Below are 13,361 nucleotides of genomic sequence, written 5' to 3' on the forward strand. Positions count from 1 at the left end.
ATAAGATTTGCAAACTTTTAAAAAAGAGGGGATCAACATGAAAATAGGATTGGTATTGTCTGGAGGGGGAGGAAAAGGAGCATATGAGCTTGGGGTTTGGAAGGCATTAAATGAACTTAGGATTGATAAATACATAGAAGTATTTTCTGGAACATCAATTGGAGCTTTTAATGCAGTATTATTTGCACAAAATAATATGAAAGATGCAGAAGCACTATGGGAGGAAGTAACTATAGATAAGCTTATTCCTATTAGTAAATTTGAATTACTTAAAAAAGGAGTTGGACTCATACTTGGTGGGAAAAATCTAAATATAGCCAAAAAATATATGAGTCAAAAGATAGAAGAAGGCGCAGTTTCAAAAGATGGAGCAAAAGAGATAATAAATAAGTATTTAGATATAAGCTTAATGAAAAGTAATAACAAGATTTGCTATGCGGCTTGTACTGAATTACCAGACTTTAAAGTGAAATATTTTAAAATAAATGATTTTACAGAAGATATAGGAAAAGAAATTGTTATAGCATCAGCATCTTTACCTTTAATATATGAACCAACCGAATTGTTTGGATGTAAATATATAGATGGAGGTATTTCGGATAATACACCTATCCAGCCTGTTTATGGCGAAGGTTGCGATATAATAATTGTAGTAATGTTGTCAAAAGAAGCAAGGATTGATAGATCATTATATCCAAATACAAAGATTATAGAAATATATCCAAGGAATTTAAATGAAAGTGTGATAAATGGCACTTTGAATTTAGATGATTCAGCAAAGAAGAATAGGATAAAAGAAGGATATGAAGATACAATATCACTTTTAGAGCCTATAATGAAGATGACTGAATTTAAGAATAGGATAGAAGAAGAAAGAGCTTTTCCAAAGTTATTTAAAATATATAATTTTTTAAAAGATCTATTTAAATCTAATAAAGAAGATGATATAAGCATAAGTTCATAAACTAAAAAACTGAGATTATTACTCTCAGTTTTTTTCAATACATCAAATTAGAATATTTGCTATTATATTCATAAGCTAATCCTTCATATATGAACTCTTTATGAGTTATATTAAGTAAATCACTTGGTTTTGTTAACCCAGGAATTTTATCAGAGTCATAAATATTACTTTTTATTAAAAGATGTGATATAAACTCAGAACAAAAATAGTGATTATTTCTTTTAATTGGTTTTTGAATAGCAACACCTATTAATCCTAATAAGCTATACTTATATTTTTTTTGTTCTTTTAAAAAGCTTTCTAATTCTTCATTTAATAATTTATATTGTTCATCATCTATGCTAATCTTATAAATAACACATTTACTATTTTCAAATCTTTTATAAACACCATCTTTTAAGTCTTCTTCAACTAATCCTCCTATAAAAGGAATTTGAGGGAAAACTCGTCCAAATGAATACATTTTTTTGAATGAATTATCAAAGCTTAAGGAAACATGTACATATGGATCTTTTGTATAATAATTAATACATTTTGAAAGTAGTGTTCCAGTATTTGAAAAGACTAAATAAATATCTCTATTTTTCATTTTGTAAAATCATCCCCCGAATAAATATTAAATAATAAATAATAAATAATAAGCAAAATAAAAGCGTAAAATAAGTTGGTTAAATAAATATATATAAATTATATAGTATAAAGCTTAATTTATCCTTAAGAAAATATAAAAATATATAAAGTTTATTGTAATTATTAATAAATAATAAGCTAAGGTTTAAAAATTGCTAATAAAACTTGTTAGAAAGTAAATATGATACAATAAATATAATAATATTTGCTAAAATAATATAAACTAGAAATATATCAAAGAGCAAGTTATTATAATTTATAAATGGGATTTTTACAACAGGATTTTAAGGCGAGAGGTGATTATGTGAAAAAGAATGCAATGCAAAGAGAGTTTAAAAAGTTAAAATCGCAGATTAATCAAATAGAGGAAATAGCTCATAACTCGAAAGTAGGTGCTTTAATTGAACAAGAATCTTCTTTAAGGAAAAAGATAAGACTTCTTAAAGATATGGAAAGTGAAGGATTTAAGGATTTTTCAAGTATAAATGAAAGATATGAGGAGCTTTTAGAGTATATATCTAAGCGATTATTAGATGATTATAATAAAAAGAATAATACAGATTTTGATTTCTACCAAGTAATAAGGGGAAATTATAATAGCTTTATAAATTCAGGGTTTATGTCTGTATTAACAAGACAGCATATTCCTAAGTTAATTTCTAAGGAATTTGAAGAAAACTTCCCAGACAATCCCAAAGATGAATATAGGTTAGCAAGAAATATTAAGAGAAAGATATATATACACCTAGGTGAAACCAATACTGGTAAAACTTATACGGCGATGGAAAGATTAAAAGTAGCAAAAGATGGAGTTTATTTATCTCCTCTTAGAATTCTTGCATTAGAAAACTATGAAAAATTAAATAATAGTGGAGTTATTTGTAACTTGTTAACAGGAGAGGAAGAAATATTAAAAGAAGGAGCTACTCATACATCTTGTACAATAGAAAAAGTAGATTTAAAAAAAGAATATGATATAGCTATTATAGATGAAATTCAAATGATAGATGATTCGCAAAGAGGAGCTGCTTGGACAAGAGCCTTACTTGGACTTAGATGTAATGAAATTCATATTTGTGGTGCATTGAATGCAAAGAGAATAGTTGAAAAGATAATAAAAGATTGTAATGATGATTATGAATTTAAAGAATATAAAAGAAGTATTCCATTAGAAATTCAAGAAAGTAATTTTAATTACAATCATGCAGAAGAAGGAGATGCAATAGTTGTATTTTCTAAGAAAAAAGTATTACAAATAGCAGAGCAATATTCAGATATGGGAATAAAAGCTAGTATAATATATGGAGATTTACCACCAGAGGTAAGAAGAAAACAATATGATATGTTTATTAATAAGGAAAATAAAGTTCTTATAACAACAGATGCTATAGGAATGGGAGTTAATTTACCTATAAAAAGAATAATATTTTTAGATATACAAAAATTTGATGGAGAGGAAATTAGGTATCTTACTTCACAAGAAGTAAAACAAGTTGCAGGCAGAGCAGGAAGAAAAGGAATTTATGAAGTTGGCTATGTTGCTACAGTAAGAGATAATCAAAAGTTTATAAAAGAAAAGCTTGAAGAAAATGATAAAATAATAAATGCAGCTGTTTTAGGACCATCAGAAGCTATTTTAAACATTAAAAATCTTCCACTAAATGAAAAACTAGCTTTATGGGCAACAAGAGAAGAATCAATAGATTATTATAGAAAAATGGATATAAATGAATATTTAATTATATTAGATAGTATTAAAAAATATAAATTGAAGGAAGAAATACAATGGGAATTATTAAAAATACCATTCGATATATCAAAAGATGAGCTTATGAATTCATTTTTAGATTATGTTGAGGAATTATTTGTGTTGAAAAATAAAGTAATAAGTAGACCTCAATGTTTTAGGGGAAATTTAGATGAGCTTGAATGCTATTATCAAAGGATAAATATGTACTATTCATTTTGCAAGGTATTTAATTTAGAATTTGATTTCAAATGGATTCATGAGGAAAGACTTAAGGTAAGTGAAGATATTAATGAAATATTGATAAGAATTTAAGTACTAAGAAGATAGATGAGAAAAAATTTCAACTATCTTCTTTTTATGTTTAAATTAAGTTGCTATCTTATTTCTTCTTAATAATAAATATAAAGATAATAAAAGACAAATCAATTCTGAAATTAAAGTTGCAATCCATATTCCAGTATCACCAAAATAAAATGATAAGGAAAATAAAGATAAGGAAATAAAAATAAGTCCTCTAGATATAGATATCATAGTTGCTTTAAATGCTTCCTCTATAGAAGCAAAATATCCAGAAATTAATACATTAAAGCCAAGAACTAAAAATGCGCAAGAAAATAAACGAAATGCTGAAATTGAATATGTAAATAAAGATGATGAAGAATTCTTTATAAATATATAAACAATTTCTTTAGCAAAAACCATGCAAATTATAAATATTGCAGCAGATGATATAGAAATAGCTTTTATGCTCATTTTTATTAATTTTTTTATTGTTTTAAATTCCTCTTTTCCATAATAATAACTACACAATGGTTGTATTCCTTGTGTTATTGCTATCATAGTCATTATTACTAAAGTATTTACGTAACAAATTATACTATATGTAACGATTCCATTTTCTCCTATATATTTCAATATAGTTTGATTAAAAAGAAGTATAACAATACCAGAAGTAAGTTCTGTTATTGCATCTGGAAATCCAATAGATAATATTCTTTTTAGGTATTTTACTTTAAACTTGAATTTAGTTAAACTTAGTTTAGATTTTTTACTCATAAAATGTGATAAAAAGAATATAAAAGATACTCCTTGAGAAATAATAGTCGCATATGCAGCACCCTTAATACCAAAATCTAAGACAATAACAAATAAAAAGTCCAATATTATATTAGTAAACGCAGAAATAATCATACCTATTATTGCAAGATAAGGATAGCCATCAGCTTTTGTTAATACTTCTAAACAATAAGAAATTATGAAAAATCCATTGAAGCTTATAATTATTTTTAAATAATCTTTTACTAGATTGAGAGTATTTTCAGTAGCGCCTAGGAAAAAAGATATCTTATCTAAATTTAATAAGCATATTAAAGTTATAAGTAGTGATACAGTAAGCATACAAAATAAATTAAAAGAAAAAAACTCATTGGCCTTTTTAATATTATTTTTTCCAATATAAATAGAAATTATGGTGGAAACTCCAGTTGAAAATAACATAGAAATTGCAAATATAAAGTTTATAAAAGGCATTGCTATATTCACTGCTGCAAGGGCAGTTTCTCCAACACCTCTACTAACAAAAATACCATCTACCATTGTATATAATGAAAATATCCACATTGCAGTAACTGATGGAACTAAGTACTTAAAAAATTGTCTTTTTAAAGATAGATTGCTATCCATTTGACTCTCCTTTACTGTCTAATTATGATATAATATATAAACTAACATAAAGATTATATCTTTAATTAAATAATATTACAAATTGCTAGCATTTAATTAAGATTAGTCTTAGAATAGCTTAAGGAAGTAAAATAAAACTTTTAATGTTGAAAGGAAGATATAAATGGTATATAAATTCAAATTTGATGAAAAAGAATATACTTTAGGAGAAGATAATTTAGAGTACTTTGCAAATGATGAAAATGAAGAACTAGAGGAAATTGATGCAGAAAAGGTATTGGAACTACTTTCAAATAGTGATGAAGTAGATTTTCAAAATGCATATTATGAAAGTTGTTGCAGTAATTGCAAAGCTGGAAAGGAAGAAAAAAAGAAGGTTTTTGACTTTTTAGAGTTCTATTTTTATGCATATGGAAAAGATAATAAATTTGTGACAAGTAGTATCGATAATGAGTACGGAAAAAAATCTTTCACTAGATTAAATAGAGAAGGAATAGTTGATAAAAGTTATTTAGTTACAGTTATAGTTTGTAAAAATTGTGGGACATATTCTGTGGAAATCGAAGAATTTGAGCTTTAATATATAAAGTAAAATATTTGATGTATTAAATTTTATTTAGGGTATAAAATACTTTTGAAAGGATGTGTTTTATATGCCAAAGAATGAGAAAGATATAAATCCTTTGCAAAAAGGTACAAGAAGACAAAAGTTACATAAGAATCAAGATAATGTAGGCAATGATGAAAATAGAGCTGAATACACAGATTTTGATGGCAATCCAATAAAATAGTTTAACTTTAAGATGGGTAAGATTAATCTTACCTATCTTTTTTATGTTCGAAAATCATACAAAGTTAATCTTCTAAAAATATTACATAAAGTTATTATTTTCTGATGAATGAAAAATTTTATTTAATACTTAAAAATAAATTAAAATTGGGATTAATTGGGCATGAAGGGCGATAAATGTGATACTATAAAGTTAGATATTCATATAAAGGTATAATTCATAAATAAATATATAAATTAAAGTATCATTATAAAATAATTTCTAAATTGAAAGGAGTAGGTAATAATTAAGAAAATAGATTTAATAATTGGAATATTCATAGTTATATATTCTATAAGTATTAATTTAATCTTTGGGAAGATTAGTTTCAGTGAAGTATTTTTAGGAATTGGAATTATTCTAATTATTTATCACTATACAAAAGAAAAAATGAAACAATTTATTAATAGAAGAAAAAGTATTAAAGGAATGTTTAATATTATAAGGTACTTTATAGCAATAATATTATTAATTTTTATAATAATAGAAAGTGCAATAGTTATATTCCCTAAAAATAATAAAATCTATTCAGATTATGTTATAGTTCTCGGAGCTGGTATTAAAGGAGAAAAGCCTAGTCTTACATTAATGCAAAGGTTAGATAAAACTATTGAGTATGTTAATAATCAAGATAAAGAAGTTCAAATAATAGTTTCTGGAGGACAAGGAAGAGGGGAAGATATATCAGAAGCACAAGCAATGAAAAAGTATTTGGTGGATAATGGGATAAAAGAAGAATCAATAATAATGGAAGATAAATCTACAAGTACAAACGAAAATTTAATATTTTCAAAAGAAGTATTGGAAGATTGTACAAAGAAGAATATAGTAGATATAAATGTAAAGATAATAACATCAGATTTTCATGCATTTAGAAGTAACATGATAGCTAAAAAGTTAGGATATAGTAATATCAGCTTTTATACAAATAGCACGCTTCCAGTCCTAATTCCTGTTATGTATTCTAGAGAATTTTTAGCTATAATAAAGTCATATTTGATAGATATAAAAAAATAAATTTTGTAAAAATATCTAAAGGTAAATCTCGGTTTTTGTAGAATAATAGAGGTAGAATATTAATATGATTCTTAGAGTAATTTTTATATCACCTTTAATAAAATATTAATACAAACATAAAGAGTTAGGCTTAAGGGGGAAACGTTAATGGCTAAAGTTACAGAGTGCTCAATAATAATTAAAGATGATTTTAACAACGTATTTGTTGTTCAAAGAAAGACTAAAAAAAATGAACCAAAACTTTGGTATAGTGTTGGTAAAAAAGTAAGAGGAAAAGAATCAGAAGAAAAATGTGTTTCAAGAGCTGTAAAAGAAGATTTAAAATCTATAATATTTAATTTAGAAAGAATAGGGGAAGTTTTAAATAAAGAGAGAGATGAGTTGTGTGCAGTTTACAAAGGAGAACTTAAAGAGAGAGTAACATATGGAAATGATATAGTTGATGGTAAATGGTTAAGCATAAATGAAGTCGATGACTGTGATTTAGCACCAGGAGAAAAAGAAAAAATTTTAATGTATATTAATATATAAAATTTGATGAAAAATTGAGCTATGTTGATTAATATAGCTCTTATTTTTAATGTAAAGAAAGTATAACTTTAGTATTGCATAAAATTAGAGCTATTGACATCATAAAGTTAAATAATTATCATATAAATAGAAAGGTGAATATTGGTTCATTTGTTTAGAGAAGATCTTTATTCATATGTTGAAATATTCATTTAAAATAAGTAGTTATTATCTAACAAAAAAGAGAAATCTGATTTGAAAGAGAATAGTAAATAGTATATTAATAATAAAAATTATAAAATTAAGTTGCAAGCTTAGTTTATTTTGTTTTGCTCTAAACTACTGTAATTTTTATTATTAATATAATAAGCCTATTTTCTTTGTATTTAAGAAAATAGGCTCTTTTTAATATATAAGAAAATATGAAACTTAAACTTTAAAGAATGTAATTATACAATGTTTTAGTATACCAATCTTGAGGAAATATATTAATTTATTATGTAAAGATCTGTATGTAAAATGAATTATTGTTAATCTAGCATGATAATGTTAAAGTAGCAATAAAAAATAGGGGGATAAGATATGAAGATAGGTGTAATAAGTGCAATATTAGAAGAACCAAGTAAGTGTAATGCTGAATTTAATGAAGTTGTTGCAAGTTTTAGAGGAAACATTAGGGGAAGGATGGGAATACCATTAGAAGATGGCATATCAATTATATCTATAGTTGTTACAGGTGATTTAAATGAAATTAATAGTTTAACAGGAAAGCTTGGAAACATTGAAGGAGTTACAGTTAAAACAGCAATTAGTAAAAAAGAGATGTAATAAGAAAAATAATTATAAGTACATAGCTAAACATAAATTTATTGCAAATAGTGATATAAATATCATTTGGAGGAGTGTATATGCAAGTTAAAAGTATTATAGACAAGCTTTATAACTTTAACAATGCTAGTGGAGAGGAGTTATTATTTTTATTAGATAATTTAAGTGAAGATGATAAGGTTTATCTAGTACAAAAAGCACATGAAACTAGAATGAAAACTTATGGAGATAAAGTCTATATGAGGGGACTTATTGAATTTACAAACTTTTGTAAAAAAAACTGTGTATATTGCGGTATAAGAAGAAGTAATAAAGATGCTGATAGATATAGACTTACAATGGAAGATATTATGGAATGCGTGGATATTGGAGATAGACTTGGATATAAAACTTATGTACTTCAAGGTGGAGAAGATGACTACTTTACCGATGAAAGAATGGTAGAAATAATAAAGATGATAAAAAATAAATATCCAAACAATGCTATAACCTTATCGTTAGGGGAAAGAAGCTATGATTCATATAAAAAAATGTATGAAGCAGGAGCTGATAGATATTTATTAAGACATGAAACAGCTACTAAAGAACTTTATGAAAAATTACATCCAGGAGCTAGCTTTGAAGAAAGAAGACAGTGCTTAAGAAATTTAAAAGAAATAGGATATCAAATAGGAGCAGGCTTTATGGTTGAGCTTCCAGAACAAACAAATAAAGATTTAGTTAACGATTTATTATTTGTTAAAGAGCTAGAACCACACATGTGTGGAATTGGGCCGTTTATACCTCATAAGGATACTCCACTAAAGGATGAAAAGGCAGGAACTGTTGAGAAAACTACTACAATGCTAGCTTTAGTAAGACTTTTATTACCAAATGTTTTATTACCTTCTACTACAGCTCTTGGAAGTATTGATCCAACAGGTAGAGAAAAGGGAATTAAAGCAGGAGGGAATGTGGTTATGCCAAATCTCTCGCCAACAAGTGTCAGAGAAAAGTATTCACTTTATGATGGCAAAATATGTACTGGAGATGAGGCAGCAGAATGCAGAAAATGCATAGAGGGGAGGATAAATAAAGCTGGATTTAAGGTTGAGGTAACAAGAGGAGATAATGTAGCATGGAGAAAAGAAAATGCTAATAAATTTACTGAAGTTATCGATAATAGAATCCAATGCGAAAATATACAAATAATTAAATTGAATAAATAATTTATAGATTATAGGGGTGTTTTATATGTTTATTGATCATGAGTATATTGAAAGAATTTTAGAAGAAGCAAAGGGAGCAACAAGTAAGGATATAAAGGCTGTTTTAGAAAAGGCTAAAAAAAGAGCGGGATTATCTTATGAAGATATAGCAGTTCTTCTTCAAGTAGAGGATAAAGAAGATTTAAAAGAAATATACAAATTAGCAGGGGAAATTAAGGATTCAATTTATGGTAAAAGAGTAGTAATTTTTGCACCGTTATATGTTAGCGATTATTGCGTAAATAATTGTGTTTATTGTGGATATAAAAGAAGTAATGACTTTGGAAGAAGAAAATTAACTATGGAAGAAGTAGCTGAAGAAGTTAAAATATTAGAAAAAATGGGACATAAGAGATTAGCATTAGAGCTTGGAGAAGATCCAGTTAATGCACCAATAGACTACGTATTAGAATGCTTAGATACTATTTATAAAACTCAAAATGATAATGGAGAAATTAGAAGAGTTAATGTTAATATAGCTGCAACAACTGTAGAAGAATATAAAAGACTAAAAGAAGCTAAAATAGGTACTTATATATTATTCCAAGAGACATACCATAAACCAACTTATGATAAAATGCATCCAAAATCATTAAAAGGAGATTATAATTACCATTTAACTGCATTTGATAGAGCAATGGAAGCAGGGATAGATGATGTAGGAGCAGGAGTATTATTTGGACTAGCTGATCCTAAATTTGAAGTAATAGGACTTATGATGCATAATAGACACTTAGAAGAAAAATATGGAGTTGGATTCCATACAATTTCAATGCCAAGATTAAAGCCAGCTTCAGGGGTAACACTACAAGAGTTCCCTAATTTAGTAGATGATGAAATGTTTAAAAAGTTAGTTGCAATTATAAGAATAGCTGTACCATTTACAGGAATTATAATGTCAACAAGAGAAACAGCAGAAATGAGAAGAGAGCTATTAAGATGTGGTGTATCTCAAATCAGTGCAGGTTCAAGTACTGGAGTTGGGGGATATAAGGAAAGGGAAGAGGGTACAGAAACTCTTCAATTTAAGACATCAGATGATAGAACTCCATTAGAAGTAATAAAATCTGTTTTAGATGATGGATATATACCAAGCTACTGTACAGCATGCTATAGAAGAGGAAGAACTGGTGAAAGGTTTATGAAGCTTGCAAAGAGTGGTGAAATTCAAAATGTGTGTGAGCCTAATGCAATGACAACTCTTTTAGAATTTGCTATAGATTATGGTGATAAGGAAATATTAGAAAAAGCTGAAGCTGTTATAAAAACTGAGAGAGAAAGAATAAAGAGAGATGACATAAAAGAGCTTTTAGATAAAAACTTAGAAAGACTTAGAGCTGGAGAAAGAGATTTATATCTATAGGAGGATAACTGTATGAATTCAACACCAAATGCTAATAGAAAACATATAGCTGTTTTTGGAAAGACAAATGCAGGAAAGTCATCTTTGATAAATAGATTTTTAGGACAAGAAGTTTCGCTTGTATCTGAAAAAGAAGGAACAACTACAGATCCAGTACAAAAAGCTATGGAGCTTATACCAGTTGGACCAGTTTTAATTATAGATACAGCTGGATTTGGAGACAAAAGTGAACTTGGAGAAGTAAGAGTTAAAAGAACTCTAGATATACTTAAAAGAACTGATGTAGCAATTTATCTTTTTGATATTAATGATATTGATTTAGAAGAATTTAAAGAAGCTAAAAGAAATTTTAAAAAATATAATATACCTTATGTAGTTGTTATAAATAAATCTGATAGTGTTAATGAAAATATCTTAGAAGAATTACAAACTAAATTTAAAGATTCGATATTTTTATCCTCAAATACAGGTGAAGGAATTGAATTACTAAAGGAGAAACTTATAGAAATTTTAAAAGAAGAAGAGGAAGAACTACCGATAGTAGGAGATTTACTTCCTTATAATAGTAAAATTATATTGGTTGTACCGATAGATTCAGAAGCTCCTAAAGGAAGAATAATTTTACCTCAAGTACAATGTATAAGAGATTGCTTAGATCACGGTATAAAGAGCTACGTTGTAAGAGATACAGAGCTTGAAAGTGCACTTGAAGAATTAAAGGATGTAGATTTAGTAATAACAGATTCTCAAGCATTTAAAGAAGTTGATAAAATTGTTCCTAAAAATATTAAGCTTACAAGTTTTTCAATGCTATTTGCAAGACAAAAGGGAGATTTCGAAGAGTTTATAAAAGGTGCTTTAAAAATCAAAGATTTAAATAAGAACTCAAGAATTTTATTTGCAGAAAGCTGTACTCATAATGTTTCACATGAAGATATTGGAAGAGTTAAAATTCCTAAGCTATTAAACAAATATGTTGGTGCTGATTTAACATATGATTATAGTATTTTCCATGACTTCCCTGAAGATATAGATAAATATGATTTGATAATTCATTGCGGAGCATGTATGATAAATAGAAAAACTGTAATTAATAGAGTAGAGCAATGTAAGGAAAAAAATGTTCCAATAACTAATTATGGTATTGTATTAGCATATTTAAATGGAATATTAGAAAGAAGCCTGTCTTTGTTTAATATTAAAAATGATGATATAATGTAGAAGCTTAAATTAACAAAGGAAAAAAGGGGGATATAATCATGAAAGAATTAGTTGTAGAATCAAATAGATGTTATATGTGTAAAAATCCAAAATGCCAAGCAAATTGTCCAATTGATACTCCTGTACCAGAAATAATAGGGTTATTTAAAGAGGGACAAATAGCAAAAGCAGGTGAAATACTATTTAAGAATAACCCCTTATCTTTAGTATGTTCTATAGTTTGTCCTCACGAGGATCAATGTAAAGGAAACTGCATTAGAGGAATTAAGGATGAACCAGTAAGCTTTTGTGATATTGAAAGACACATATCTAAATATTATTTAGAAAATATAAGGCTTGAAAAAGAAAATGAACTAGATGAAAGAGTGGCAATAATTGGGGGAGGTCCTGCAGGAATAACAATTGCATTTATATTGGCACAAAAAGGATATAAAGTTACTATATTTGACTCACATGACAAGATTGGTGGAGTATTAAGATATGGTATTCCAGAATTTAGATTGCCAAAGAGTATTATAGATCATTATGAAGAAAGATTAATTGAACTCGGAGTTAAAATAAGGCCAAATACATTAGTTGGACCTGTATTAACTTTAGATAAACTTTTTTATGATGGATATAAAGCAATATTTATTGGTACTGGTGTATGGAACCCAAAAACTCTAGATATAAAGGGCGAAAGCTTAGGGAATGTACATTATGCAATTGACTATTTAAAATCACCTGAAGTATATAACTTAGGAAAGAAAGTATGCATAATAGGAGCTGGAGATGTTGCGATGGATGCAGCAAGAACAGCAAAGAGAAATGGAGCTAATGAAGTATATATACTATATAGAAAAGGTATGGAAAATGTACCTGCTACAAAAGCTGAATTAGAAGGAGCAATTTCAGATGGTATTAAATTTGAATTATTTAAGTCTCCTTTAGAATTAACAGAAGATGGAGTAAAATATATAGAAACAGAAAATGTTGTAGGTGAAGATGGAAGGATAAGTACTGTAACGGTTGAAGGTAAAGAAGGATTATTTGAATGTGATTCAATAATAATAGCTGTTAGTCAATCACCTAAAAACAATATCGTTTCCAATACAACAGGGCTTGAAACAAATAAATGGGGACTTCTATTAACTGATGAAGTTGGACATACAACAAGAGATGGAGTTTTTGCATCAGGAGATGTAGTTACTGGAGCTAAAACTGTAGTTAGGGCAGCATCACATGCTAAGATAGTTGCAGAAGAAATAGAAAAATATATATTGAAAAATAAATAATAAAATATTTTAAATTAGAGGCTATAGATTTATAGTCTCTAATT

At 27.1% G+C, this 13,361-nt stretch carries 13 protein-coding genes; 11 read left to right on the top strand and 2 right to left on the bottom strand.

Features of this window, described 5'->3' with window-relative positions; translation table 11 throughout:
- Positions 1-37 precede the first annotated feature (37 nt).
- The gene (locus I2E83_RS06805; protein WP_195429214.1) at positions 38-964 is read left to right on the top strand and encodes a patatin-like phospholipase family protein; all 927 of its coding nucleotides are present in this window, start codon (positions 38-40) and stop codon (positions 962-964) included.
- 34 nt (positions 965-998) lie between these two features.
- Here the strand turns inward: I2E83_RS06805 and I2E83_RS06810 are convergent, their stop codons facing one another.
- Complete coding sequence (locus tag I2E83_RS06810; protein WP_195265322.1) at positions 999-1,553, bottom strand: hypothetical protein; 555 nt, start codon at positions 1,551-1,553, stop codon at positions 999-1,001.
- 345 nt (positions 1,554-1,898) lie between these two features.
- Here I2E83_RS06810 and I2E83_RS06815 point away from each other — a divergent pair, with 345 nt between their 5' ends.
- Entirely contained in the window at positions 1,899-3,656 is a 1,758-nt protein-coding gene (locus I2E83_RS06815; protein WP_195429216.1) for a DEAD/DEAH box helicase, read from the top strand.
- Positions 3,657-3,710: 54 nt separating this feature from the next.
- On the opposite strand, the gene I2E83_RS06820 is transcribed toward I2E83_RS06815, so the two are convergent.
- Complete coding sequence (locus tag I2E83_RS06820) at positions 3,711-5,027, bottom strand: MATE family efflux transporter (protein ID WP_195429218.1); 1,317 nt, start codon at positions 5,025-5,027, stop codon at positions 3,711-3,713.
- 163 nt (positions 5,028-5,190) lie between these two features.
- On the opposite strand from I2E83_RS06820, the gene I2E83_RS06825 reads away from it, so the two are divergent.
- The 9 genes from I2E83_RS06825 (at position 5,191) to I2E83_RS06865 (ending at position 13,317) form a co-directional block, all read left to right on the top strand.
- Complete coding sequence (locus tag I2E83_RS06825) at positions 5,191-5,607, top strand: DUF3785 family protein (protein WP_195265328.1); 417 nt, start codon at positions 5,191-5,193, stop codon at positions 5,605-5,607.
- Between the two features lie 73 nt (positions 5,608-5,680).
- Entirely contained in the window at positions 5,681-5,818 is a 138-nt protein-coding gene (locus I2E83_RS06830; RefSeq protein ID WP_195265330.1) for a clostri-philic family protein, read from the top strand.
- A 429-nt stretch (positions 5,819-6,247) separates the two neighbouring features.
- Entirely contained in the window at positions 6,248-6,874 is a 627-nt protein-coding gene (locus I2E83_RS06835) for a YdcF family protein (protein ID WP_243249593.1), read from the top strand.
- Between the two features lie 147 nt (positions 6,875-7,021).
- On the top strand, positions 7,022-7,405 hold the full coding sequence (locus tag I2E83_RS06840; RefSeq protein WP_195265334.1) for an NUDIX domain-containing protein: 384 nt from the start codon (positions 7,022-7,024) through the stop codon (positions 7,403-7,405).
- A gap of 561 nt (positions 7,406-7,966) precedes the next feature.
- Positions 7,967-8,212 (top strand): TM1266 family iron-only hydrogenase system putative regulator, encoded by a 246-nt coding sequence (locus tag I2E83_RS06845; protein ID WP_195265336.1) that lies wholly within the window; start codon positions 7,967-7,969, stop codon positions 8,210-8,212.
- An 80-nt stretch (positions 8,213-8,292) separates the two neighbouring features.
- Positions 8,293-9,420: a [FeFe] hydrogenase H-cluster radical SAM maturase HydE gene (gene hydE, locus I2E83_RS06850; protein ID WP_195265338.1), complete on the top strand. Its 1,128-nt coding sequence runs from the start codon at positions 8,293-8,295 to the stop codon at positions 9,418-9,420.
- A 25-nt stretch (positions 9,421-9,445) separates the two neighbouring features.
- Positions 9,446-10,822: a [FeFe] hydrogenase H-cluster radical SAM maturase HydG gene (gene hydG, locus I2E83_RS06855; RefSeq protein WP_195429220.1), complete on the top strand. Its 1,377-nt coding sequence runs from the start codon at positions 9,446-9,448 to the stop codon at positions 10,820-10,822.
- Between the two features lie 12 nt (positions 10,823-10,834).
- Positions 10,835-12,043, top strand: a complete 1,209-nt coding sequence (gene hydF / locus I2E83_RS06860; protein ID WP_195429221.1) for a [FeFe] hydrogenase H-cluster maturation GTPase HydF — start codon at positions 10,835-10,837, stop codon at positions 12,041-12,043.
- Between the two features lie 38 nt (positions 12,044-12,081).
- Complete coding sequence (locus I2E83_RS06865) at positions 12,082-13,317, top strand: NAD(P)-dependent oxidoreductase (protein WP_195429224.1); 1,236 nt, start codon at positions 12,082-12,084, stop codon at positions 13,315-13,317.
- Positions 13,318-13,361 lie beyond the last annotated feature (44 nt).

This window comes from Clostridium sp. D46t1_190503_E9 (genome assembly GCF_015555225.1).
Taxonomy (GTDB): Bacteria; Bacillota; Clostridia; order Clostridiales; family Clostridiaceae; genus Clostridium.

What these genes read in the sequence shown, in the direction of transcription:
- I2E83_RS06820 (WP_195429218.1), bottom strand. Translation starts at nt 5,027, where the DNA reads ATGGATAGCAATCTATCTTTAAAAAGACAATTTTTTAAGTACTTAGTT.
- I2E83_RS06805 (WP_195429214.1), top strand. Translation starts at nt 38, where the DNA reads ATGAAAATAGGATTGGTATTGTCTGGAGGGGGAGGAAAAGGAGCATAT.
- I2E83_RS06845 (WP_195265336.1), top strand. Translation starts at nt 7,967, where the DNA reads ATGAAGATAGGTGTAATAAGTGCAATATTAGAAGAACCAAGTAAGTGT.
- hydF (WP_195429221.1), top strand. Translation starts at nt 10,835, where the DNA reads ATGAATTCAACACCAAATGCTAATAGAAAACATATAGCTGTTTTTGGA.
- I2E83_RS06865 (WP_195429224.1), top strand. Translation starts at nt 12,082, where the DNA reads ATGAAAGAATTAGTTGTAGAATCAAATAGATGTTATATGTGTAAAAAT.
- I2E83_RS06840 (WP_195265334.1), top strand. Translation starts at nt 7,022, where the DNA reads ATGGCTAAAGTTACAGAGTGCTCAATAATAATTAAAGATGATTTTAAC.
- I2E83_RS06810 (WP_195265322.1), bottom strand. Translation starts at nt 1,553, where the DNA reads ATGAAAAATAGAGATATTTATTTAGTCTTTTCAAATACTGGAACACTA.
- I2E83_RS06835 (WP_243249593.1), top strand. Translation starts at nt 6,248, where the DNA reads ATGAAACAATTTATTAATAGAAGAAAAAGTATTAAAGGAATGTTTAAT.
- I2E83_RS06830 (WP_195265330.1), top strand. Translation starts at nt 5,681, where the DNA reads ATGCCAAAGAATGAGAAAGATATAAATCCTTTGCAAAAAGGTACAAGA.
- hydE (WP_195265338.1), top strand. Translation starts at nt 8,293, where the DNA reads ATGCAAGTTAAAAGTATTATAGACAAGCTTTATAACTTTAACAATGCT.
- I2E83_RS06825 (WP_195265328.1), top strand. Translation starts at nt 5,191, where the DNA reads ATGGTATATAAATTCAAATTTGATGAAAAAGAATATACTTTAGGAGAA.
- hydG (WP_195429220.1), top strand. Translation starts at nt 9,446, where the DNA reads ATGTTTATTGATCATGAGTATATTGAAAGAATTTTAGAAGAAGCAAAG.